Origin of the sequence: Anaeromyxobacter oryzisoli (genome assembly GCF_022690765.1) — a bacterium.
In the GTDB taxonomy this organism is placed as follows: Bacteria; Myxococcota; Myxococcia; order Myxococcales; family Anaeromyxobacteraceae; genus Anaeromyxobacter; species Anaeromyxobacter oryzisoli.
In genome coordinates this window covers 1-22,175 of record NZ_JALCZA010000003.1, presented here as the reverse complement: position 1 = coordinate 22,175, position 22,175 = coordinate 1, and the positions used below count along the sequence as shown (strand labels likewise).

Below are 22,175 nucleotides of genomic sequence, written 5' to 3'. Positions count from 1 at the left end.
AGAGGATCTCGTTGATGTCCACGTCCTCGGGCTGCTCGATCGCGAACGCGACAGCGCGGGCGAACGAGGACGCCGGGATCGCGTAGTTCATGCCTCGGGGATCGGCCTGCCGTAGTTCTCGAGGGTGATGCTGTCGGGCTCCGGTCCGCCGCGGACTTCGGTGTCGAGCGCGTCGATCGCGGCCAGCTGCTCCCGCGTGAGTTCGAAGTCGAAGACCTCGAAGTTCTCGGCGATGCGGGCGGGCTTGACCGACTTCGGGATCGCCGAGCGGCCCTCTTGCAGATGCCAGCGCAGCATCACCTGGGCAGCCGACTTGCAGCACTGGCGCCCGATCTCGAGCAGCGTCGGGTCCGCGAACGTGGTCTTCTTGCGGCCGCCGTAAGCGATGACACCGCCGATCGGCGACCAGGCCTGGGTCGCGATCCCGTGCTGCGCGTGCATGCGCTGCAGCGCGGTCTGCTGGAAATACGGATGTACCTCGATCTGGTTCACGGCGGGCACGACGGACGCTGCGCCCAGCAGGCGCGCGAGGTGCTCGGGCATGAAGTTGCTCACGCCGATCGCGCGCACCCTGCGGTCCGCGAGCAGCTTCTCGAGGGCCCGGTACGCTTCGAGGGTGCGGTCGAACGCCGACGACAGCGGCTGATGCAGGAGCAGCAGGTCGAGGTGGTCGACGCCGAGCTTACGGGCGCTCTTGTCGAACGCGTGCAGCGTGGCGTCATAGCCGTAGTCGCTGATCCAGACCTTCGTCTCGATGAACACCTCGTCACGGGGGATGCCGGAACGACGGATGCCTTCACCGACCTCGCGCTCGTTGAAGTACGCGGCGGCGGTGTCGATCAGCCGGTAGCCGGTCGCGATGGCGGCCTCGACGGCCGCCGCGGTCTCTGCCGGCGGGCTCTGGAACACGCCGAGCCCGAGCGCCGGCATCTGCACGCCGTTGTCGAGGGTGATGGAGGGGCTCTTCGCGGTCATGATAGGCGTTTCCCTTCGGCTGATATTTGGTCGCTGACGGGCTCGGCTCGAGGCTCCGCACCGGCCCAAGATGAGTAGCGGACGCGTGAGCCGCGAGGTAGGCGTCCAGAACCGAAAGAGCCTTCAAGCTACGCTTGAAGATCGGTTCCTGCTCACGAGCGGCGCCTCACCCGGCGGCGAAGCGGGGCATCGTCGGCCCACTCGGGACCCTATCGATGAAGACGACACTCCTCCCGCAGCTCCAGACCTTCCTCGTGGCCGCCCGCCGGAAGAGCTTCAGCGCGGCGGCGCGCGAGCTCGGCGTGTCACCTGCGGCGGTGAGCCAGTCCGTACGTCAGCTCGAGGAGCAGCTGCGCGTCGTGCTCTTCACCCGGACCACGCGCAGCGTCGCTCTCACGGACGCGGGACGGCGGCTGCTCGAGGGGGCAGGGCCGGGCCTCGGCCAGGCGCTCGCCTCGCTGCAGGAGGTGTCGGCGCAGCCCGGGGAGGCGGTGGGTCGGCTGAAGCTGACGGTGCCGGAGGCCGCGGTGCCCTTCGTCGTCACGCCCGTGCTGCCGGCGTTCCGCGCCCGCCACCCGCGCGTCGAGGTGGAGGTCTTCGCCGAGAACCGGCTCGTGGACATCGTCGCGGAGGGTTACGACGCGGGCGTGCGCCTGCACGAGGCCATCGAGCGCGACATGGTGCAGGTGCGCCTCACCGAGGCCTTCCGCCTCGTCGTGGTCGGGGCCCCGTCGTACCTCGAGCGACACGGCACGCCGCGGCGTCCCGAGGACCTGCTGCGCCACGAGTGCTTCACCATACGCGCCCCTTCGAGCGGGGCGCTATACGCATGGGAGTTGGAGCGTGGGCGGAGGAACTGGCGGGTGCCGGTGCGAGGCGGCGTCGTCACGAACGACCGCAAGCTGACGCTGGCGCTGGTGGAGCAGGGCCTGGGCCTCGCGTACACCATCGAGCCGGCGGTGAAGGAGGAGCTGCGCACCGGGCGCCTCGTGCGCGTGCTCGAGGAGTACGCGCCGACCGTCCCCGGGTTCTTCCTCTACTTCCCGAGCCGGGCGCAGCGCTCGGGACCCTTGCGCCTCTTCATCGAGGTCGCCAAGGAGTTCGTGACGAAGGCGCCGTGAAAGCCGGTGGCCTCGCCGGTTCCGGCGCCTGCTGCACTTTCGACGGCTGCTTCAAAGCCCATTCGCGGCTGCGGCGACCGTCTGGTCCGCGAGACCTCAACCCGCCTTCACTTCGCCGCGCGCACCGCCAGCTTCTTCGCCGTGTCGACGAAGAGCCGGAGCGGCCCGGAGCGCTGCGCGCGGCTCGGGAAGTACAGGAAGAAGCCTGCGATCGTGGCGGCGTAGGGCTCGAGCACTCGCTGCAGGCGGCCCGTGCTCAATGGCTCGAGCACCATCGGCTCGAACGCGTACGCGAGCCCCATGCCTTTTTCAGCGAGCGACACGGCGAGCACGCCGTCGTCGGTGACGACTCCCCCGCGCACCGGCACTCGCCACGTCCTGCGGCCCCGCTCGAGCTCCCAGGCGTAGAGCGCGCCGGTCGTCTGCGAGCGGAACGTGAGGCACTCGTGGCGCAGGAGGTCCTCGGGACGTTGGGGCGTCCCGCGGCGCGCGAGGTAGTCGGGCGCGCCCACCACCACGAAGCGGAAGGAATCCGTGAGACGGACCTGCACCATGTCGCGTTCGATCACGTCGCTGCTCCGCACTCCAGCGTCGAAGCCTTCCGCGACGATGTCGACCAGGCGGTCCGAGACCGCGACGTCGACCTCGATGCGAGGGTGACGCGCTCGAAACGTGGGCAGCACCGGGTCGATGACGAACGGCAGCGCCAATCGCGGTACCGACAGCCGCAGGCGGCCGACCACCTCTCCAGGCTTGGCGGACACCTCACCGAGAGCGCCGAAGATCTGTCCGAACGCCGGGCCCACGCTCTCCACGAGGCGCCGGCCTGCATCGGTCACCGAGACGCTACGCGTCGTGCGGGTCAGGAGCGGAACCCGGAGCTGCTCCTCGAGCTGCTGCACCGAGTGGCTCACCGCGGACCTCGTGACGCCGAGCTCGCGCGCCGCGCGGCTGAAGCTCCGCAGGCGCGCGACCGCGAGGAATGCCTGGAGCTGCGAGAACTGAGCAGCGTTCATTTCTTGACCCTCCGTCGATGCACTCGCCCACGCGAGGCAGCGCGCGTGACGCTCACCGACGACCGCGCGAAGCCGCTGTCGCCCCGGACGGGGTCCCGCGTGCTGGGCCCATTGTCAAACCCTGCTCACCAGCCCGTCACTTCCGGCGCCTCTAGTGCCCTCGGCGTCCGCACGATACCTCCACCGTGTTTCGAATGGACCGTCCGGTTCAGGACGGGAATGACGAAGGGGTACCTCCATGTCCGATTCACGTCACGACCGAGACGATGGGCCGACGATGCCGGGCCGGCGCGCCGTTCTCAAGGCGGGGGCGGCGCTGGCGGCAGCACCGCTGGTGGGAGGCGTCGCGAGCCGCGCAGACGCCGCAGCGAAGCGCGTCGCGAGCCGTCCGCTCACGACCCGAGCGTACGGCAACACGAGCGCGAAGGGTCCTCTCGGGCCGCTTCGGATCAGCCGCCGTGCCGTCGGGCCGAACGACGTGCTGCTCGACGTGCTGTACTGCGGGATCTGCCACTCCGACATCCATCAGGCCCGGAACGAGTGGCCCACCATCCCCACCGTCTATCCCTGCGTCCCCGGCCACGAGATCATCGGCAAGGTCGCGGCGGTCGGCAGCGCGGTGACCAGGTTCAAGGTCGGAGACATCGGCGGCGTGGGCTGCATGGTGGACTCGTGCGGCACGTGCGACAACTGCCTCGCCGATCGCGAGCAGAACTGCCTGAACGGCACGAGCTTCACCTACAACTCGCGCGACCGCGCGACCGGCGAGAACACGCTGGGCGGCTACTCGGAGAAGATGGTCGTCTCCGAGCGGTTCGTGATCCGCATCCCCCCGGGCGCGGACCTGGCCGCCACGGCGCCGCTGCTCTGCGCCGGCATCACGACCTTTTCGCCGATGCAGCACTGGAAGCTCTCGTCCCGGCAGCGGGTCGGCGTGGTCGGCCTCGGCGGGCTCGGCCACATGGCGGTGAAGCTCGCCGCCGCCCGCAAGGCGGCGGTCACCGTGTTCACGACCTCGCCCGGCAAGATCGTCGACGCGAAGCGGCTGGGGGCGCAGGAGGCGGTGCTCTGGAGCGACGCGGCCAGCATGAAGCGGCTCGCGAATCGCTTCGACCTGCTGATCTCGACGGTCCCGCAGGCTTACCCGATGCAGCCGTTCATGGACCTGCTCGCCCTCGACGGGACCCTGGTCAACGTGGGCGCGCTCAATCAGCTCGAGGGCGGGCTGATCGGGATGTCGATGGCGTTCGGGCGCAAGAGCCTCGCCGGTTCGATGATCGGCGGCATCGCCGAGACCCAGGAAGTCGTCGACTACTGCGCGGCGCGAGGCATCAAGGCCGACGTCGAGCTGATCCGCCCCGAGCAGATCGACCAGGCGTACGACCGCGTGGTGGCCAAGGACGTGCGCTACCGGTTCGTCATCGACCTGACCGCCGGAAAGAAGGCGTGACGCGGGTGGCGCAGGTCTCCTATCACCTGAACCGGGCGATGGATGCCGGCCTCACGAGGGCGCAGGCCTCGGAGGTGCTCACCTACCTCGCCTTCTACGCGGGGTGGCCGAGCGTCGACACGTACGTTCGGTCCGGCGACCACGTCCACGCCGGAGGCCTGCCGCTCGCCGGGCTCACCTCGAGGGGCTCGCGAGCCTGGTCGAGGAAGGAAAGCTGCGCGTGCACGTCGGCGAGGCGCTGCCGCTGGACGACGCGAACCGCGCGCACGAGCTCCTGGCCCGCGAGGGCGCGACCGGGAAGATCGTGCTGACACCGTGATCGCGGCGCCGGCGAGCCGTCGAGTCGCTCCGCCGGCGGGAAGGATACGAACCGTCAACGAAGGGAGGCGAGATCATGAGAGGAGCCGTCATCCATGGCGCGCGCGACGTCCGCTTCGAGGAGCGCGCAGAACCGAAGCTTGAGAAGCCGACGGACGCGATCATCCGCGTGTCGGCGACGTGCGTGTGCGGGTCCGACCTGTGGCCGTACCGCGGCATCCAGCCGGTGATGCAGCCGACGCCGTTCGGGCACGAGTACTGCGGGATCGTCGAGGAGGTCGGCAGCGCCGTCCGATCGGTCGAGCCGGGCCAGTTCGTGATCGGCTCGTTCTTCGCGTCGGACAACACCTGCCCGATCTGCCGTGCCGGGTACCAGACGTCCTGCGTCCATCGCGAGCTCGTCGGCGGCGCGCAGGCTGGGCGCCTGCGCGTCCCGCTCGCGGACGGGACGCTCGTCGCGACGCCGGAGCTCCCCCCGGACGATCTCATCCCGAGCCTGCTGACGCTGTCGGACGTCATGGGCACCGGGTGGTTCGCCGCGGACGCCGCGAACGTGAAGCCGGGCGTGACGGCCGCGGTCGTCGGCGACGGCGCGGTCGGCCTCCTCGCGGTCCTCTCCGCCAAACAGATGGGCGCGGCACGCATCATCGCGATGAGCCGTCACCCTTCACGGCAGGAGCTCGCCCGCGAGTTCGGCGCGACCGACATCGTGACGGAGCGAGGTGAAGCGGGCGTCGCCCGCATCAAGGAGCTGACCGACGGACTCGGCGCCGAGTCCGTGCTGGAGTGCGTCGGCACGCAGGAGGCGATGATGCAAGCGATCCGGTCCACCCGCCCGGGCGGTTACGTGAGCTACGTCGGCGTTCCGCACGGCGTCGCGCTCGACGGTGAGGGCCTGTTCTTCTCGCACGTACACCTGCACGGTGGTCCGGCGCCGGTGCGACGCTACCTGCCAGAGCTGATCGACCTCGTCTGGAACCGCAAGATCGACCCCGGCAAGGTCTTCGACCTCACGCTGCCGCTCGCGCAGGTCGCGGACGGCTACCGCGCGATGGACGAGCGGCGCGCCATCAAGGCGCTGCTGCGCCCGTGACGGCAATTGCATCGGGAGCGAGCCACGTCGTCCGCCAAGCGCTCACGGTGACGGAGGGTTGACGGTGCCATGAAACGTACGCCGCCCCTGACCGCCCTCGTCACAGGTGCGAACCGCGGGATCGGGTTCGAGGTGGGCAGGCAGCTCGGCCGGCACGGACTCGACGTGATCCTGACCGGGCGCGACGCGGGCAGTGTCGCTTCGGCCGTCCGGGAGCTCCGGAACGACGGGCTCCAGGTCATCGGCGAGGAGCTCGACGTCGCATCCGAGGCATCCGTCGTCGCCTGCGCCGCTCGTCTCGAACAGCAGGGCCAGCGCGTCGACGTCCTCGTGAACAACGCGGGCGTGTACCCGGCGGGCGATCTGCTGACGTCTCCTGCCCGGACGATCACCGAGGCGATGGCGGTGAACTTCTTCGGCGCGCTCTGGACCGCCCGCGCCTGGATGCCCGAGATGAACCGCCGCGGATACGGCCGCGTCGTCAACGTGACGTCCGGATACGGCTCGTTCGCGGAGGGGCTCGGAGGTCCCGCGGCGTATGCGATCTCGAAGGCAGCATTGAACGCTCTGACCGTCCGGCTTTCGCAGGAGGCGCGCGGTGACGTGAAGGTGAACGCCGTCTGTCCGGGCTGGGTCCGGACACGGATGGGCGGGAGCGGCGCGCCGAGGACCGTCGAGGAAGGTGCCGACACGGTCGTCTGGCTCGCGACGCTGCCGGCGGATGGACCGTCGGGCGGCCTGTTCCGGAACCGGCGACCCATTCCATGGTGAGCGGACCTCGCCGCGCAGCAACACCCCAGGCTGTTGGCGAGGGACGGAGCACGTTCTCAGGCAGAAGAATGCTCGCCTACGTTGAGCGTCAGCTAGCGATCTGCATTCCTGAGTGCTCCGAGTAGTCCCGACACGCGCTCCCGACAGTTCCCGCAGCCTCCCCCACCTGCGCCAGCTCCCAGGACGCACGTTGATACTTGATACTTTTTTTACTAAGTCTAGACCATGTCGTATCAGCGCCCAACCGCCACCCCGCCCGTCCTCAAGGCCCTGTTCCCGACGACGGCTCGCCGTGCAGTCGTCGAGTTGCTGTTCTCCGGCGCCCCGGGTGAGGCGTCCATGAGCGAGCTCGCACGCCGGGCGGGTCTCACCCCCCGCGCGGTCGCCGTCGAGGTCCAGAAGCTGGAGGAAGCCGGGCTGGTCGAGGTCCAGGCATTCGGCTCAGCGCACGTCGTGCGCCGGAATCAGAAGAACCCGGCGAGCCGGGCGCTGTCCGAGCTTGTGCGTGCTGCGAGGGACGCCGCCTCGGGTAGCTCGGACCGAAACGTCCGCAGGTCTCTTGCTGCCTTCGGCGCTCCCTTGGCCGGCGAGGAGCCTCGGGCAGCGTTCTCCCTCGCAGAGACACTGGTCCGCGCTCTGAAGATGGCTCGCCATGATGCAACGGTCCTTCGAGTGCTTCCGGTCGTTCTTGCGAAGCGCGCGAGCGAGCTCGACTGGACGGACCTCATGGAGCGAGCTCACCGAATGAACGTGAGGAGCGAGCTGGGGATGCTGCTCGATCTCACAGCGGAGGTCGCGCATCTCCCGAACCTCCGGGCACGCACGAAGGGACTGCGGGACGCTCGGCGGAAGCGCCCGCGGTACTTCCCGTCCGTCGAGGGCACCTTCGAGAAACAGCTCGCGGCGACGCGCACCCCCGAGGCCGCGAGCCGCTGGCTGTTCATGATGAACATGACGGAGGAGTCCTTCCGCGAGATGGTGAGCAAGCATGTCGCCTCTGCGCCGCTTCCCACCCGCTGAAGTCGAGGAGTTCTTCCTAGCGCTCGACCGGCAACTGCGCAGGCACGTGACAGTGACGGTGATTGGCGGAGCCGCCATCGGGAGGTATGACCGCAGGCACACGACCACGGACATCGACCTCACGCCGGTCATGGACGCGGAGTTCTGGACGGCGGTGGACCATGCCCGGAGGTCCCATCCCATTCCGGTCCAGACGGTGCCCTTCTTCGCGCCCCCGTACGACTACGAAGCACGGTGCACGACGCTGGAGATCAAAGGACTCGAGCGCCTGACGATCCTCGTCCCAGAGGTCCACGATCTCGCGATCATGAAGGCCGCGCGCGCCCTGACGCCCCGCCCGCGATGTTGCGCAGCTCCAACGCGAGGCCGCCCTTGCGAGAGCGCGCGTTGGTTCATCGGGGCGCACCCTAGAAATCACGCTACCGCGGAAGTCGCAGCACCGCCCGGAACTCCGTCGTCAGCTCGTCCCCAGCATCCGGCGAAGCTTCTCCGGGTGTTCCTTGACGAGCTTGTTGTGCGCGTCTGCCCGATTGGGGCCCGGCATCTCTGGGTTGTTCGCGGCCTCCCTCCTCGAGCCTCACATGATAGAAGCCCACCCCAAGGATTCGCCTCTGGAGCCGCCGTGGCGGTTCGCGCCGGACGGAAGGGGTGATAGGCTTCGCCCCGTGGCATCGCCCTCACGCTGGAAACGCGAAAGACGGGCACCGCGCCGCCGTCGTTCTTGGTCGTAGTTTGGTCGCGAGAATAGACGAAGCCCCCGAATCCTTGCGAATCGGGGAGACAGGATTTGACTTCGGGTAGGGCCCAAGCCGTAACCACGCGACGGCGCACGCCTTTCTGGCTCAAGTACCCGACTTCAGGCGGATTTCGCGTGACGGTCCAGTTCTTACGAGTTCGCTCGAGTTCTTCCGAGTGCGCCTCCGGCGTGGGGTCACGCTTGCATACGGCCTGCACGCCGCCCGATGATACTGCACAGGCGAGTTCTCTAGCCTTGCGCTCTATCCGAGTGGGCCAGTCGCGCGGCGAGCTCTTCGAACCGTTGCTTGAATTGCACGATGTGCTCGGTCCTCTGTTCGATCCCGCGAGTATCCATTTGCACGAAACGCTCCTGAGCCACCCGACGATAACCGTCACCAGCCACCATGTCATCTAGCCGGGTCACGTACTCCACAAGCGCACGGCCTCGGGGCGTTAGGGGCGAGATGAAGTTGCCAACCAGGTCATGCACACGACTCGCCCTAAGCCACTGATCGAAGTCCACTGCGGCTAGGCTATGTGCGACTAGAAACGCAACGTACCTGTCGATGAACGCAAACGTGTCAGCCCCGATGCTAAATCTCCCGTCACGACCCGGAAGCGCCGCACCGACGTCCGCAAGTTCGTGAAACAGGTCCATCCCGAAGTAGAGGCTCCCAGCGGCATCCGTCAGGCCCTGGAAGAATAGGTCGAAGGTGCTGATTTCGAAGCCGGTATCGGGACACTTCGAACCGAGCATCCGTCTCACGAGTTCGGCCTCGCCCATGGCGGGTTCGGGCAGCGGGCCCTCACTCTCAAGCGCCTCGATGAGCCCCGCGGCGTCGAAACGCTGGGCTTTCGGCACCCTGATGATGTTGCGCCCATCGCGCAGAGCGCTTCGCGCGTTCTCCCAGATCGTCATACCCCGCGTGGGGTCATGCAGCACGAGGATGACGGGCATCGGAAACGATGCCCAATAATTGGCGTGCTCCGGCTTCGGCGTGAAGGGGACGCACTCGTCGTCTTCCCCTTCAAAGTAGGAAGCTCCACTCTTGACCTGCACAGCGATCATCCGACCAGTGGCACGACGTTCCGCGTTGAGGTGTTCTATCTGGCCATCGATGCCGATGTCGCGGGTTGGCGTTTCGCGCCACACGCACCGTGCGGCACAGGCAGCAAGATCCACCTGGATGATCCCTGCGCGTTCAGTGAAAGCAGTCTCAGGTACAGCCGGAGTGGTCATGGTCGCCGAGCGGGTTGAGAGAGGACAAGCACAAATCGCGCACACGTTACCAGAAGCGCGCGCATGCCCATGCGTAACATGTCCGGGCCCACGCGATGCTCTCCCGTTGAGAACGCACGAGCCGCGTCTGGCTACGACCTCGGCAACGTAACACCCGCCGGAGGCAACTCCACGAGTCCGAGCAACAGCCATTCGACCGCCGCGCCTTGCGCTCGCCTCGCCGCACTGTGAACTCGCGTGCCGTTGCGCTTCGCGTAGCGCTCGAGCTGGGTGATGAACGCCGGCATCAGGCCAGGGTGCGCGCCGATCAAGCGTCCTGCCCACAGAAGCGTTGCGAGGTAGGTCCCGAGCTCACCCGGGAATAGGTCATGGGCGGCCACGCCCGGAAGCTTAGTCGCGATCTCGCCTCGCGCTGCGGCAACCCCGTCGGCGAGCCAGGCATGTCCGAACACGAGATCCCGCATGACCTCAGCGTCTAGGATGACGAAGAGCCTGGGGTTCCAGAAGTGCAGAAACTTCGATACAGCCATGACCGAGGGGCCGTCTCGGTTCATCTTTACTCGCGACGCGTGCACGAGAGTGTTCCAGAGCACCGTGAGGCGCGATTTCCTGCACGTCGCGAGTTCTGCGAGCTCCCAGCGACGGATCGCGGGGTCGAGCCCACCGAGAACGGCGGCTACCGCCGAAGGCGAGGGCGGATTCGAGCTCGGTCGAAATACCTGCCAGCGATTGCGAAGCTCCCAGTAGATCTTCTCGAAGTCCTCAACGCGCCCGCTCCGTTCAGCGCTCGCAGCGAAGCGCCACATGTCGACGTGGTACCCCATATTCCACGCCCGCTCGCCGTCGTACCGGACAGCGCGGGCCCGGAATGCCCTAGCCATCGTTGGGGGCGCGATCTTCAGAGTTCCCGGTGGGCTCTTCGTATCGGGCATCTAATCACCGTTCGTGCAGCGAGCCGCGGTTCAGTCGCCGCGCCGAATCCTACTTTGGCTTGGCTCTCAGATTGAGATTCACCGCGCCACACGCACACCGAAGTGAGTCAGGGCTGGCGCGCGGCGTTGCATACAGCCATGACCCACACTGACCGCACGCGAAGCACGCGAGTAATTGCTTGAACGCGTTGGCAACCGGCTCGAAGTCCTTCGTTCCAAAATTTGCCCATTCGTTGTAGTGGACGGCCTTGTTGACCGCCCATTGCTCTACACTCGTCGCGCCGGCGCAGCCTGACAGCTCCGCCTTTCGGCTAGACGCAGCATCCTTCGCCGCCGTGTTCCCCCAGGACTGAGCCGCTTCCGCAGCTTTGCCGAGCAGCGCCTTCATACGAACGAGGACGCTTGGGAGCAGATCGCCCAACTCGTAGTTGCCATCCGCGCGGAACTGCGGGGCTGCACCGAGCTGATCCGCGAGGTGACGGGCAGCGTACTCGAGATGGTGCCGCAGTGCAGCCGCAGCGGCATCGACCTTGTCATTAGCGAGGGCAGCACTGATTTCTTCCCATATCTCGGAATCCGACTCGACCAACGGCCCCGTGTCGATAGTCCACCCATGAAACGCGAGGGACGTCTTCTTAGTCACAAGCCCCGCAGACTTCATCTGCTCGGCCCAAAGCCGGTCATGGGTTGTGACAATGAATTGCGTGTTCGGGAAGCGGGTCTTCAGTAGACGGCACAAGCGATAGCGGTGCCCAGCATCAACCGACATCACGACGTCATCGAGCAGGGCAAGGGTGAACCGATTCCCGAAGAGCCGCTTCATGAGCGCCAAGTACAGGCATACCCCCATTCCGTCCTGATGCCCCTCGCTGTGGTAGGCACCAGGCGGGAACAGCCCACGCTCATAGAAGTTTACGTCGAGGTCGAGCTTTCCAGCAGTCGGCGTCAGCTTAGCTGTGAACTTCGCCTCGTCGTCATCGTTAATCTCTCGGTAGTATTCGCTGAAATCGCCCTGAACGCCTTCGTAGAGCGTGTTCAGTGCATCCTCGAGCACGAGGCAGTACGCTTCGTACGCCGTTTTCGCGGCTCGCGACGCGTACTCCGCGGCAGCGCTCGCCCTCATCGCCTCTCGGTAGTCGCCGATGCGCAGCTGGGCCGTCGTCAGGAACGTTTGCGCGTCGAGCGTCGCGCTCTGGTCCGGCTTCGCTTCCAATTTGGCCGCGAACGCACTCAACGCCTCACACAACCCATTCGGAACTCTCAACCACTCGCCTGCGAACCGCTCCCGGACTGCTTCGAGCCCCTCCACGGTGGCGAGCCTGTCCTTGAGCGCGGAGAGATCCTTGATCCACACCGCAATCAATGATGCGAGCGGCGCCTCGCCGTCCGCTTGTGCGAGTGTCTTCACCGGCTCTAAGAGCCCTACGACTCGAACGACACTCGCTGCTATAGCTGCCCCGCTGGCAAGTAGGCGCTGCTGGACGCCCCGTGCCTCCTCCGACTTCGCGAGTTTGTTCCGAATGTACTTCTGGAGAGCCTGCTCATCGTCCCAGCGCTTGTCACACAACGGGCACTCGGGACCGCTCACGAGCGCCAAGCCCTTCTCGACGAAGGACCGCCTCTGCAAGACTGCGATGAGCTCGGATGCTGACCTTATCGCAGTAAACTCGGCGACGATGGCTCCCGCCGCAGCCTTTTCGAGAGCCGTGAAGCCTGGCGCGGCATCCGCGAGCGCCTTAAGATCCCGGAGTGCCGAGCTTCTGTTCGTGGTCGGCAGCTTAGTCTCGTTCGAAAGACCCGCGTCGAGGCGAGTATCCGGCGAGAGCTCCATTATGGGGGAGAGGCCGAGAATCGCCCTACGCGCGTTCACGACGCGCAGCAGCTCTTCCGCTCGCAAGGTTGCGATCTGAAGGTGTCGTTGCAGTGCTTCCCGATCGGACTGCGCCTTTGCGACTGCCGTCCGGTGCGCGGTTTGAAGCTTGTTCTGGGCAGTGTTTAGCGCGCTGCGAGTCTGGCCGATCTCGTCGAGTTTCAAGATCGCCTGAATCTCTTCCGACCGTTTGGTAGGCTCGACGAGAATGAAGCGCAGAATCTCGCGACGGGACAGCGCCAGCTCGGGATGCTCAGCAAGCTCGGCGAACACCGCTTTCACGTCGTCGTCCGGAGGCTCGATAACCGGCTTGCTTGGTGCAGAGATTGTGCGTGTTATCGTAGCGACTTTTTTTGCAGCAGGCAGAAGGACCTGCAACCGAACGAATGCGGCATCGGGGAACTTAGCCTTATCTACATGAGGCCCATGTTCAGCGACGGAGAGCCCTTTCGTCCCGCGGCCGGTCAAGCGCCCGATCTGGCCCGTCAGCGCGAACTCAATCGCATCGATCACACCACTCTTCCCCGAGCCATTTGGGCCCGAGATTGCGAACGTCTCTCCTCGTAAGTCGAGGTCGAGCTTCCGAATGCCTCTCACTTCCTCGATGTGAGCAGTCAGGAGCTTGATCATCTGAGGTCGCCGCCAGCAGGAGTCGAGAAGATCTTGATGAAGTCATCAGCCTTGAGCTTCCTCCCGCTGCTCAACACGCGTCGTAGTTCCTCGATGAGCGTCGGGTCGAACTCCTTCGTCTGCGCGAGCCTCGTGAGAAACGCATCCGCGATCTGCTGTTGAAGAGTCGCCATCGTTGACCTTCGAGGACAAGAGGAGAATCCCGACTGAGGCCGAACGTAACCGCGCGGGCCGGCGGGAGTTGTGACCGGCTGCGTCAGTTGATACTACCGTGCGCTACTGACGGTCCGTTGCCGAAAGATCATCGCGCTCGAGCAGAGCGACCTGGACTTCCGCGAACGCGAGGTCGACATGAGCGACCGACTCAAGGCTACCCTGCTCGCGAACCGGCATCTTCTGCGGCGACCGAGTCCTCTGGCGCGACGACGGCCGCGAGATGGCGACGCAGGTGCTACTGGCGAAGTGGATGAAAAGCGCTCAGCGCCGGGCAGGACTCAAGGTCATGAACGGCGGCATCCCCATCCTGCGCCACCCGTTCTGCTCGATGCTGGCGATGCGCGGCGCGTCGATGAAGTCCATCCAGGATCTCGCCGGCCACCAGAGCCTGACGACCACTCAGCGGTACATGCACCTGAGCCCGGCCGAGAAGAACGCGGCCATAAGGCTCCTGAACCGGCGGCCGAATTGGAGACGGGGTTGGAGACGGCAGGTGATGCCGCCCACAACCCTAGTCAGAACAGCTAGTTACTGAGTTTGAACCTGCGACGCCTTGGTCCCGAAACAAGGGAATTCAGGGCGTCTCCTTCGGGCCCTTCGCAGCGCGGAGGCGGGGCTGGGGACGATCCGATGAACGCTCAGGCTTCCAGGCACGCCCACGACGCGAGCGGGTGCCGTCAGCGGGAGACGAGCTCGGCGTGGGTGTCGAGGACCATCTCGAGCGCGCCGTAGCCCGCGCGGCCGGTGAGCGCGACCTCGGTCTTGCCGCGCATCGCGCCGGACAGGGCGCCCGCGGCCGCGCCGACGGTCGAGAACCGGATCGGCAGGACGATGGTGGTCGTGCCCTCCGGCGGCACCGCCTCGAGGGACTGCTTCGAGGCCTCGGCCACCGACACGCCGTTCAGGGACACGTCATACGCGAGCTGGCCGGTGGGGAGCGGGAAGGGGTTGGGGTTGGTCACGTCCACGCGCACCTCGACCACCGTCTGGAAGAGGTTCGACTCGCGGACCACCGCGCCGCGCAGCGCGACGGCGGGCAGCCTGGGCAGGACCACGCTCCCGTCGAGCGCGTAGGGGAGGTCCAGCTGGCCGCCCGGGACCCGGACGCGCGCCGTCCCGCGGGCCGTCAAGGGCAGCGACCGCTGCGTGGCGAGCACGCCGAGGAAGCCCGGGACGTCCGTCCAGCGGAGCCGGACCGGGACCATCACCGGGACCGCCCCGCTCGCCGGCAGCACGAGGTCGCTCGAGACCTGGCCGGCGCCGACGCGCGCCCCGAGCACCTCGAAGGCGTAGGTGAAGCGCGCCACCTGGAGCGAGCGCGGGTTCGGGTTCTCGATCCGGCCGGTGAGCGCGAACGTGACGCCGTACGCGTCGATCGCCTGCGGGAGGAGCGCCTCCGCGCGGAGGACCGGCGGGTCGATCGCGATGGCCGGCGGCGGGGGGGGCGGGACCGTGCGGGCCCCGCCGCACGCGGCGGCGGTGGCGACGAGGCCGGCGAGGGCGGCGGTGCGGAGCGGGCGCATGTGAACCTCCGGTGAACGGGCGCGAGCAGCGGCGCCGAGAGGACGAGCGATCCCATCTTTTGTATTCCGGTGTCCCGCGCCGCGGGAAGGGCCGTGGTCGGCGGAGGTACGTCGGGGACGCACCGCCAACCCGTGCTCGGCACCGTGTTCCGTCACCGCTCCCCGTGCCCCCTGGCCCGTGTTCCGTCGGACCGTCGGACCGCGGGGACGGGATCCGGCTCACGGGGGCGGGTTCGCGTGCGGGTTCGGGTTCGATGACGTCCCGCGTGCTCGTCACCGTGTTCCCCGTGCCCGCCTCCCGCCTCCCGTGTCCCCTGGACCGTGTTCCGTCGGATCGTCGGGCCACGGGACGGGACCCGGCTGACGGGGGCGGGTTCGCATGCGGGTTCGGGTTCGGTTCTCCCGACCCCGCGCTCGCACCGGCCAGGCACTTTCACCCTCGCGGCCCCGGTCTCCAGCTTCGGCCCGGATGGCCTTCGCGCTCGACCCGGCGCTCGTATGCGCCTGCGCGCTCTCGGCCGGGGCGTGGGCGATGCTCGCCGCGTGGCGCGCCCCGGCAGGCGCCCCGCGCGCGGCGCTCCGGGCCCTCCTGGGCGGCGCCGCCGCGTTCGGGATCGCCCTCGGCGCGTACGAGGTCCTGGTCCGCGCGGGGCTCGAGGTGTCCTGGAGCGCGCTCCTCGCCGGCGGCCGTCGCGCGGCGGTGCTCGCCGTCGTGATCGGCCTCGTCGAGGAGAGCGCGAAGCTCGCGGGGATCGCCCTCGCGGTGGTCCGAACGGACCGCCCTGGCGGCATCCTCGGCGCCACGGTCGGCGTCGCGGCGGGTTTCGCCGCCCTCGAGTCCATCGCGACGCTGCCCGGCCTCGCCGCCCCGGCCCCGTTCGCGCGTGCGCTGCTCGCGCCCGCCGCGCACGCGATCCTCGCCGCGCCGCTCGGCATGGGGATCGCCGCCGCCGCGGGGCGCGGGCGCCGCCGGGCGGTGCTCGCGGTCGCGACCGGGCTCGCGGCAGCGGCCGCGCTCCACGGGGCCGCGGATCTGTCCCTCGCGACGCCCGGCCTCGGCCGCGCCGGCTACGCGCTCGCCCTCCTCGCCCCCGTGATCGCGCTCCAGTTCCTCCGAGGGCGGCGGCCGCTCGCGGCGCCGCGGTGATCCCCGCGCGGGCCTCGCGCCAAACCGCCCATCATGATTCGAGAACGGACATCGGGGAGGGGCCCCACCGCAGGTGGGGAGGGGCAGCGCCCCTCCCCGCGGGACAGCGCGCGCCAGCGCGCGTGGGCCCCGCGGAGCCAGGGGTGGGGCCCCGGCGACCCTTCGACGAGCTCAGGGTGGACGGGGCGGGGGCGCAGTCCCCGTGCAACCTGGCGCTAAACGAGGGCGCGAGGCGCGACACCGAAGGTGTTCGCGAATCGCGAACCCTCGTTTAGCGAAGCGCCGCGACGAGGATCGCCAGGGTCACCGCCGAGGAGCCCACCAGCGCCCACCCCAGCTCGCGCAGCCGCTTCGGCGAGAAGCGCGCCAGGCAGATCACGATGGAGAGCGCCACGGTGGGGAGCGTCGCGAGCGCGACGGCGACGGGGAGCCCGGCCCAGGAGAGCGCCGCCGCGCCGACGGCGAGCAGCGCCGCGAGGACCGCGTTGCGGCGCCCGGGGTCCTCCGCTCCCTTCGAGCGGACCCGCACCAGGATCACCCGCACTCCGAGGATCGCGGCGGCGAAGGCGAGGATCCAGGCGAGGAGGGCGGCGAGGGCGGCCTCCGCCGCGGCGCCGCCCGCGAGCGCGACGGCCCACGCCGCCGAGGCGAGGGCGGCCGCCACCACGACCTCGCCCAGGGTCGTCTTCTCGCGCCGCGCGTGGACGAGCCAGGCCACCGCGGCGGCGAGCCCCGCCGGGAGCAACAGGGCGAGCCGCGCGGCGGGCGGCGCGAGGAGCACGCCGCCGAGCCCCGTGACCGCGGCGAGCACGGCCAGCGCGACGAGCCACCGGAGCGCGCGAGCGCCGTCCTCCTGCCGCACCCGCCACCCGCGCTGCCCGAGCACCACGAGGAGCGGCTCGTGCGCGACGAAGGCGAGGACGATCGCCGCCGTCAAAAGGAGCGAGCCCGCCGCCGGCCGGCCGATCGCCAGCGCGGTGAGCAGCGGCATGGCCAGCTGGCCCCAGGCACCGTGCTCGTGCGGCAGGAGGGAGCGACCGCGGGGCTTCGCCGTCTCGAGCTGGGCGGACGTCGTCGTCATGCTCGCCCTTCCTTAGCAAGGACGCGGCCAGCGGCAAACGCGCGGGTTTTCGCGGGAGCCGCCCGGCTGGGCGGGCCCCCGGCACCGAAGGCTCGGTGCACCCTCACCAAATCTCGTCGCGCGCGCGGCGCGGGCGTCCGGCGGGCGATTGACCTGGTCCCCTCGCGTCCTGTAGGTCCCACCCACTCATGCAGGCCATCCTCGCATCGTTCCTCCTCGTCGCCGCCAGCGAGATGGGCGACAAGACGCAGCTCCTCGCCTTCTCGCTCGCCGCCCGCTTCCGCCGGCCCTGGCCGATCCTCGGCGGGATCCTCGTCGCGACGCTCGCGAACCACGCCCTCGCCTCGTCGGCCGGCGCCTTCGTCTCCGCCCGCGTCCCGCCGCACCTCCTCGCCGCCATCCTCGGCGCGACCTTCGTCCTGTTCGGCCTGTGGACCCTGCGGCCCGACACGCTCGACGAGGAGGACGGCCCGGGACGGTACGGGCCGTTCCTCACCACGACCGTCCTCTTCTTCCTCGCGGAGATGGGAGACAAGACGCAGCTCGCGACGGTCGCGCTCGGTGCGCGCTACGGCTCGATCCTGCTCGTCACGACGGGCACCACCCTCGGCATGCTGATCACCGACGGCCTCGCGGTGGTCCTGGGCGAGCGGCTCTCGCAGCGCGTCGGCGCGAAGGGGATCCGCTACGCGGCCGCCGCGCTGTTCTTCGCCTTCGGCGCCGCCTCGCTGTGGGCGGCGGCCACGGGCGCCGGCAGCGCGTAGCGGCCGCACGATCGGCGGCGCGTGGCGCTGGCGCGCGGGGCGACTCCGCTCCACAATGGGAGCGCCTCCCCGGAGCCCCAGCCCCAGGGGACAGTTCCCCAGCACCTCGAGCCCGCCATGCCACAGCGCCTCTCCCTCGCGATCGCCGCCGCGGCGCTCGCCCTCGCCGCCGCCCCGGCCCACGCCGGCGAGCCGTGGGACGGACCGGCGCTCGGCGCGGATCCCGGCGCGCTCCTCGCCGCCGCCAGCGCGCTCACGCCGCCGAAGAACGCCGGCCTCGACCTCCTCCTCGAGGAGGGCGCGTACCGCCTCGACGCCCGCGGCGCGACCACCGTCACCCACCGCGTCGTGTACCGCGTCCTCACCCTCGACGCCGCCCGCGCCTGGGCGCGGGTGGAGCGGAGCTGGGCCCCGTGGCACCAGGCCCGGCCCGACGTGCGCGCCCGGATCGTCACCGCCAAGGGCGAGGTCCACGTCCTCGATCCGGCGACCCTCACCGAGCGCGGCGCGGGCGACGACGGCGACGAGACCTTCACGGATCGTCGCGTCCTCGCCGGACCGCTGCCGGGCGTGCGCGTCGGCTCGGTCGTCGAGCTCGTCACGGTGATCCGGGACGAGGCGCCCGTGTTCGACGGCGGCACCTCGACGCGCTTCTACCTCGCCCAGCCCTCGCCGGTGCGGCACGTCCGGGTCACGGTGCAGGCGCCCGCCGCCCTCCCGCTCCGCTGGGTGGCGCGCGGCGAGGGCGTGAAGCCCGTCGAGCAGGTGCGCGACGGCGTGCGGACGATCTCGGTGGATCGCCGCGACGTCCCGGCGACGCCGCCCGTCGAGCCGAACGCGCCGCGCGACGTGCCGCTCGCGCCCAACCTCGCCTTCGGGTGGGGGCGCTCCTGGCAGGACGTCGCCGAGCGCTACGGCGCGATCTGGGAGCGGCAGCTCCGGGGCGCGGACCTCTCCGCCGAGCTCCGCGCGGCGCTCGGCGGCGGCAAGCCGGCGCGCGCCGAGGCGATCCGCCGGATCCTCGCCTGGGTCCACGCGAACGTCCGCTACACGGGGCTGGAGCTCGGGCAGGCGGCGATCGTGCCGACGCCGCCCGGTGAGACGCTGAAGCGCCGCTACGGCGACTGCAAGGATCTCTCGCTCCTCGTCGTGGGGCTCCTGCGCGCGGCCGGGATCGAGGCGCGCCTCGCGCTCGTGCGATCCGACTGGCGGGACCTCGACCGGGCGCTGCCCGGCATCTCGCAGTTCGATCACGCCATCGTGCGGGTCGAGGGGGCGCCGCCCGTCTGGATCGACGCGACCGCGCCGTACTCCCCGCCCGGTGCGCTGCCGCCGCAGGTCGAGGGGCGCCTCGCCCTCGTCACGGGGAAGGGCGTGAAGGACCTCGTGCGCACGCCGGAGAGCGGCCCGGCCGACAACTTCTCTCGCACGGTGCGGGAGGTCCGGCTCCCGGAGATCGGGAAGGGGCGCGTGGTCGAGACCCGCGAGCTCCGGGGCGCGTTCGCGGCCGCGGAGCGGGCGGCGCGCGACCGGATCCCGGCGGATCGCGGCGAGGAGCTGCACGAGAAGTACGCGAAGGACGTCTTCGGCGCCGACGAGCTCGTCTCGGCGACCGTCGAGGGGCAGGACGATCCGGGGCGGCCGCTGCGGACGCGCGTGGAGGCGACGGGCGCCGCGGTCGCGGAGACCGAGGACGACGAGGCCGACGTGCCGGTCGCGCCCGACCAGGTCTTCGACGGCCTGCCACCGGCGCTCCTCGGCGCGCACGCCCCGGGCGACGACGGCGATCACGGCAAGGCGAAGGAGCCGCCCGCGCGCAAGGCCGACCTGCTCCTCGGGATACCGTATCGTTCGGAGGTCGTATACCGCCTCGTCCCGCCGGACGGGTTTCGCGCGCGGCCGCTGCCGGCCGGCTCGGAGGAGCGCTTCGGGCCGGCGCGCTTCACCCAGGCGTACGCCCTCGAGAAGGACGGCACGGTCACGGTCACCTTCCGCCTCGACACGGGCGGGCGGCGCCTCTCGCCCGCCGACGCCGACGCGCTGGGCAAACGGGCGCGGGCGATCATCGCCGGGCGGAACCCGCGGGTGCGCTTCGAGCGGACCGGGGCCGCCCTCCTCGCCGCGGGGAAGGTGCCGGAGGCGCTCGCGGAGGTGCGGCGCCTCGCGGCGCTGCATCCCCAGGAGGCGCTGCACCACCTCCACCTCGCCCTCGCGCTCCTCCACCTCGGCTACCGCGACGCGGCGGTCGCCGAGGCCCGGACGGCAGTGACCCTCGAGCCGAAGCGCGCCTGGGCGCTGCGGGTGCTCGGCTACGCCCTCGAGCACGACGCGATCGGGCGGTACCACGGCCCCGGCTTCGATCACGCGGGCGCCCTCGCCGCGTACCGGCAGGCGAAGGCGCTCGACCCGGACCACGCGGGAGGCCGGGCGGTCCTCGCCGAGCTCCTCGCCCACGCGCCGGACGGCACGCGCTTCGGCCGCGGCGCGCGGCTCGACGAGGCCATCGCCGAGTACCAGGCGATCCGCGTGGACCTCGACGACCGGAGCGCCGGCGAGGGGCACCTCGGGGTGCTCCTCGCGGCCGGCCGCTTCGCCGACGCCGAGGCCCTCGCCCGCGAGCTGCCGCGCTCCGCGGAGCGCGACGCCGCCCTCCGCGCCGCCGGCGGCGCGCAGCGCGGCGCCGCCGCCGCCGCGCCCCCCGCCCGCGCGCGGCCGGGCGCGGCGGCCCGCGACGCCGCCCTCCTCGCCGCCGTCGGCGCGCAGCGCGGCGCCGACGCCGCGGACGAGGAGTCGCGCGCGCTCGGGGAGGGGCGCCGGGAGGCGCTCCGCGAGGCGGCCCGGCTGCTCGCCGGCGCGCGCACGTACGCCGCCGCCCCGGGGCTCGTCGCCGCGGCGGCCCAGGGCGCCCCGAACGCCGCCGAGCTCCGCCAGCAGGCGGAGGCCTTCGAGGGGATCCGCCGCTGGGAGGCGCTGCGGGATCGGGGCGACGACGTCGAGCGGCTGGTGCGCCGGGCCTTCGTCGCCGCCGTCGCGCCCGGGGAGCCGGCGAAGAACCTCGATCCGCTCCTCGCACGCGGCGGGCTCCCCGCCGACCTGGTGAAGCTGCTCGAGGACGGCGCCCAGGCGTCGGTCGAGGCGGTGCGCCGCGCGGTCGGGGCCGGGATCCCGGCGGACGTCTTCCTCGACCTCACCCTCTCGAAGGTCGAGCTGCTGCGGGACGGCGATCCGAAGGTCGGGCTCCGGCTCCGGCTCCGGTTCCCCGGCTCCGCCGCCGAGCACCCGCCGGCGATCTTCGCGGTCCGCGATGGGAAGGACCTCCGGATCGTCGCTACCGACTCCGCCTGGCCGATCCTCGGGGAGGAGGCGCTCCGGCGTGCGGCAAAGGGCGACCTGGAGGGCGCACGCCGCTGGCTCGACTGGGCGGGCGAGACGCTCCCCGGCGCCGTCGGCGATCCGGCGTCGCCGGCCGGGCTGCACGCGGCGCTCTGGAAGCCCGGCGCGGCGGCGTCCGCCCCGGCCGTCCGGCGCGCCGCGGCGGCGCTCCTCGCCTGGTCCGACCCGACGGCGCGGACCGCGTCCCTCCTGGTCGCCGCCCGCGCCGCGACCACGGTCCCGGAGGAGCGGCGTGCCCTCGGCTTCGCCCTCCTGCGGGCCTACACCGGGGCGAAGCGCTGGGGCGACGTGCTCGAGACGGCGAACGACCTCCTCGCGGCCGATCCCGCCTCGCGCGACGCGTTCGGCGCGAAGGTCATGGCCCTCGACAACCTCGGCCGGCGCGCGGAGCTCGACGCGGCCGCCGCGGCGATGCTCGCGCGCCTCCCCGGAGATCCGGAGGTGATCGGCGTGGTGGGGAGCGCCTACACCCACCTCGGCGACCCGGAGGCCGCCGCCCGGACCTGGCGACTCGCCATCGACGCGGGGCGCGCGACCCCGATCATCTACAACAACGCCGCCTGGCTCGAGCTGTACCGGCCCGCGCCGGCGAAGGAGATGCTCGAGTGGGCCCGGCGCGCCACCTCGGGCGAGCGCGACCACGCCGACCTGAACACCCTCGCGGCGGTGCTCGCGACCCTCGGCCGGGCCGGCGAGGCCCGCCAGGTCTTCCTCGAGTCCCTCGACGCGGAGGGGCGCGCCGCGCCCGGCCCGTCCGACTGGTACGTGTTCGGCCGGATCGCGGAGGCCTGGGGCCTCCCGGACGCCGCGCGCGACGCGTACGGCCGGGTGACGGCGGAGCCGGACGATCCCACCGCGCCCGAGGTGCTGGCGCGCC

The 22,175-nt window shown here is 70.4% G+C and carries 19 protein-coding genes; 11 read left to right on the top strand and 8 right to left on the bottom strand.

The annotated features are described in order from the left end of the window. Positions 1 to 87: 87 nt before the first annotated feature. Positions 88 to 975, bottom strand: a complete 888-nt coding sequence (locus MNZ27_RS01425; protein WP_242392237.1) for an aldo/keto reductase — start codon at positions 973 to 975, stop codon at positions 88 to 90. Positions 976 to 1,190: 215 nt separating this feature from the next. Between MNZ27_RS01425 and MNZ27_RS01420 the strand changes: the two genes are divergently transcribed. After that, positions 1,191 to 2,096 (top strand): LysR family transcriptional regulator, encoded by a 906-nt coding sequence (locus MNZ27_RS01420; protein ID WP_242392236.1) that lies wholly within the window; start codon positions 1,191 to 1,193, stop codon positions 2,094 to 2,096. A gap of 107 nt (positions 2,097 to 2,203) precedes the next feature. Here the strand turns inward: MNZ27_RS01420 and MNZ27_RS01415 are convergent, their stop codons facing one another. Further along, positions 2,204 to 3,112 carry a LysR family transcriptional regulator gene (locus MNZ27_RS01415; RefSeq protein WP_242392235.1) on the bottom strand — a complete coding sequence of 303 codons (909 nt, stop codon included), beginning with the start codon at positions 3,110 to 3,112 and terminating at the stop codon, positions 2,204 to 2,206. 448 nt (positions 3,113 to 3,560) lie between these two features. Here MNZ27_RS01415 and MNZ27_RS01410 point away from each other — a divergent pair, with 448 nt between their 5' ends. The 6 genes from MNZ27_RS01410 (at position 3,561) to MNZ27_RS24200 (ending at position 8,416) form a co-directional block, all read left to right on the top strand. Beyond that, positions 3,561 to 4,562, top strand: a complete 1,002-nt coding sequence (locus MNZ27_RS01410; RefSeq protein ID WP_242392346.1) for an NAD(P)-dependent alcohol dehydrogenase — start codon at positions 3,561 to 3,563, stop codon at positions 4,560 to 4,562. A 103-nt stretch (positions 4,563 to 4,665) separates the two neighbouring features. Further along, on the top strand, positions 4,666 to 4,881 hold the full coding sequence (locus tag MNZ27_RS01405) for a zinc-binding dehydrogenase (protein WP_242392234.1): 216 nt from the start codon (positions 4,666 to 4,668) through the stop codon (positions 4,879 to 4,881). Positions 4,882 to 4,956: 75 nt separating this feature from the next. Further along, positions 4,957 to 5,973, top strand: a complete 1,017-nt coding sequence (locus tag MNZ27_RS01400) for a zinc-dependent alcohol dehydrogenase family protein (protein WP_242392233.1) — start codon at positions 4,957 to 4,959, stop codon at positions 5,971 to 5,973. Positions 5,974 to 6,042: 69 nt separating this feature from the next. Further along, on the top strand, positions 6,043 to 6,744 hold the full coding sequence (locus tag MNZ27_RS01395; protein ID WP_242392232.1) for an SDR family oxidoreductase: 702 nt from the start codon (positions 6,043 to 6,045) through the stop codon (positions 6,742 to 6,744). Positions 6,745 to 6,969: 225 nt separating this feature from the next. Then, on the top strand, positions 6,970 to 7,764 hold the full coding sequence (locus MNZ27_RS01390; RefSeq protein WP_242392231.1) for a helix-turn-helix domain-containing protein: 795 nt from the start codon (positions 6,970 to 6,972) through the stop codon (positions 7,762 to 7,764). Continuing rightward, a complete protein-coding gene (locus MNZ27_RS24200; protein WP_408629673.1) occupies positions 7,733 to 8,416 on the top strand; it encodes a DUF6036 family nucleotidyltransferase in 684 nt (227 codons plus the stop codon). The genes MNZ27_RS01390 and MNZ27_RS24200 overlap by 32 nt, the downstream gene beginning before the upstream one ends. Positions 8,417 to 8,749: 333 nt before the next feature. On the opposite strand, the gene MNZ27_RS01385 is transcribed toward MNZ27_RS24200, so the two are convergent. The 4 genes from MNZ27_RS01385 to MNZ27_RS01370 all read right to left on the bottom strand — a co-directional run bounded on the left by MNZ27_RS01385 (position 8,750) and on the right by MNZ27_RS01370 (position 13,347). Then, positions 8,750 to 9,742, bottom strand: a complete 993-nt coding sequence (locus tag MNZ27_RS01385) for a DUF4365 domain-containing protein (RefSeq protein ID WP_242392230.1) — start codon at positions 9,740 to 9,742, stop codon at positions 8,750 to 8,752. A gap of 131 nt (positions 9,743 to 9,873) precedes the next feature. Next, positions 9,874 to 10,674: a hypothetical protein gene (locus MNZ27_RS01380; RefSeq protein ID WP_242392229.1), complete on the bottom strand. Its 801-nt coding sequence runs from the start codon at positions 10,672 to 10,674 to the stop codon at positions 9,874 to 9,876. Between the two features lie 49 nt (positions 10,675 to 10,723). Then, positions 10,724 to 13,174 carry an ATP-binding protein gene (locus tag MNZ27_RS01375; RefSeq protein ID WP_242392228.1) on the bottom strand — a complete coding sequence of 817 codons (2,451 nt, stop codon included), beginning with the start codon at positions 13,172 to 13,174 and terminating at the stop codon, positions 10,724 to 10,726. Next, positions 13,171 to 13,347 carry a hypothetical protein gene (locus MNZ27_RS01370; protein WP_242392227.1) on the bottom strand — a complete coding sequence of 59 codons (177 nt, stop codon included), beginning with the start codon at positions 13,345 to 13,347 and terminating at the stop codon, positions 13,171 to 13,173. Before MNZ27_RS01370 ends, MNZ27_RS01375 begins: the two co-directional genes overlap by 4 nt. Positions 13,348 to 13,565: 218 nt before the next feature. Here MNZ27_RS01370 and MNZ27_RS01365 point away from each other — a divergent pair, with 218 nt between their 5' ends. Further along, positions 13,566 to 13,925, top strand: coding sequence for a tyrosine-type recombinase/integrase (locus MNZ27_RS01365; RefSeq protein WP_308197894.1), 360 nt, complete (start codon positions 13,566 to 13,568; stop codon positions 13,923 to 13,925). 142 nt (positions 13,926 to 14,067) lie between these two features. Here the strand turns inward: MNZ27_RS01365 and MNZ27_RS01360 are convergent, their stop codons facing one another. Then, positions 14,068 to 14,913, bottom strand: a complete 846-nt coding sequence (locus tag MNZ27_RS01360) for an LEA type 2 family protein (RefSeq protein WP_242392225.1) — start codon at positions 14,911 to 14,913, stop codon at positions 14,068 to 14,070. A gap of 469 nt (positions 14,914 to 15,382) precedes the next feature. On the opposite strand from MNZ27_RS01360, the gene MNZ27_RS01355 reads away from it, so the two are divergent. Next, entirely contained in the window at positions 15,383 to 16,060 is a 678-nt protein-coding gene (locus MNZ27_RS01355; RefSeq protein ID WP_242392224.1) for a PrsW family glutamic-type intramembrane protease, read from the top strand. Between the two features lie 271 nt (positions 16,061 to 16,331). On the opposite strand, the gene MNZ27_RS01350 is transcribed toward MNZ27_RS01355, so the two are convergent. Beyond that, on the bottom strand, positions 16,332 to 17,141 hold the full coding sequence (locus MNZ27_RS01350) for a YwiC-like family protein (protein WP_242392223.1): 810 nt from the start codon (positions 17,139 to 17,141) through the stop codon (positions 16,332 to 16,334). A gap of 188 nt (positions 17,142 to 17,329) precedes the next feature. Here MNZ27_RS01350 and MNZ27_RS01345 point away from each other — a divergent pair, with 188 nt between their 5' ends. Next, positions 17,330 to 17,905, top strand: coding sequence for a TMEM165/GDT1 family protein (locus MNZ27_RS01345; protein WP_242392222.1), 576 nt, complete (start codon positions 17,330 to 17,332; stop codon positions 17,903 to 17,905). Between the two features lie 117 nt (positions 17,906 to 18,022). Next, positions 18,023 to 22,175, top strand: a 4,153-nt coding sequence (locus MNZ27_RS01340) for a DUF3857 domain-containing protein (protein WP_242392221.1), incomplete at its 3' end; no start/stop codon positions are given.

Excerpts from the sequence above, each read along its gene's own strand:
- MNZ27_RS01355 (WP_242392224.1), top strand. The coding sequence starts at position 15,383 with ATGGCCTTCGCGCTCGACCCGGCGCTCGTATGCGCCTGCGCGCTCTCG.
- MNZ27_RS01420 (WP_242392236.1), top strand. The coding sequence starts at position 1,191 with ATGAAGACGACACTCCTCCCGCAGCTCCAGACCTTCCTCGTGGCCGCC.
- MNZ27_RS01350 (WP_242392223.1), bottom strand. The coding sequence starts at position 17,141 with ATGACGACGACGTCCGCCCAGCTCGAGACGGCGAAGCCCCGCGGTCGC.
- MNZ27_RS01360 (WP_242392225.1), bottom strand. The coding sequence starts at position 14,913 with ATGCGCCCGCTCCGCACCGCCGCCCTCGCCGGCCTCGTCGCCACCGCC.
- MNZ27_RS01390 (WP_242392231.1), top strand. The coding sequence starts at position 6,970 with ATGTCGTATCAGCGCCCAACCGCCACCCCGCCCGTCCTCAAGGCCCTG.
- MNZ27_RS01345 (WP_242392222.1), top strand. The coding sequence starts at position 17,330 with ATGCAGGCCATCCTCGCATCGTTCCTCCTCGTCGCCGCCAGCGAGATG.
- MNZ27_RS01395 (WP_242392232.1), top strand. The coding sequence starts at position 6,043 with ATGAAACGTACGCCGCCCCTGACCGCCCTCGTCACAGGTGCGAACCGC.
- MNZ27_RS01400 (WP_242392233.1), top strand. The coding sequence starts at position 4,957 with ATGAGAGGAGCCGTCATCCATGGCGCGCGCGACGTCCGCTTCGAGGAG.
- MNZ27_RS01425 (WP_242392237.1), bottom strand. The coding sequence starts at position 975 with ATGACCGCGAAGAGCCCCTCCATCACCCTCGACAACGGCGTGCAGATG.
- MNZ27_RS01370 (WP_242392227.1), bottom strand. The coding sequence starts at position 13,347 with ATGGCGACTCTTCAACAGCAGATCGCGGATGCGTTTCTCACGAGGCTC.
- MNZ27_RS24200 (WP_408629673.1), top strand. The coding sequence starts at position 7,733 with ATGTCGCCTCTGCGCCGCTTCCCACCCGCTGAAGTCGAGGAGTTCTTC.
- MNZ27_RS01375 (WP_242392228.1), bottom strand. The coding sequence starts at position 13,174 with ATGATCAAGCTCCTGACTGCTCACATCGAGGAAGTGAGAGGCATTCGG.
- MNZ27_RS01385 (WP_242392230.1), bottom strand. The coding sequence starts at position 9,742 with ATGACCACTCCGGCTGTACCTGAGACTGCTTTCACTGAACGCGCAGGG.
- MNZ27_RS01380 (WP_242392229.1), bottom strand. The coding sequence starts at position 10,674 with ATGCCCGATACGAAGAGCCCACCGGGAACTCTGAAGATCGCGCCCCCA.
- MNZ27_RS01415 (WP_242392235.1), bottom strand. The coding sequence starts at position 3,112 with ATGAACGCTGCTCAGTTCTCGCAGCTCCAGGCATTCCTCGCGGTCGCG.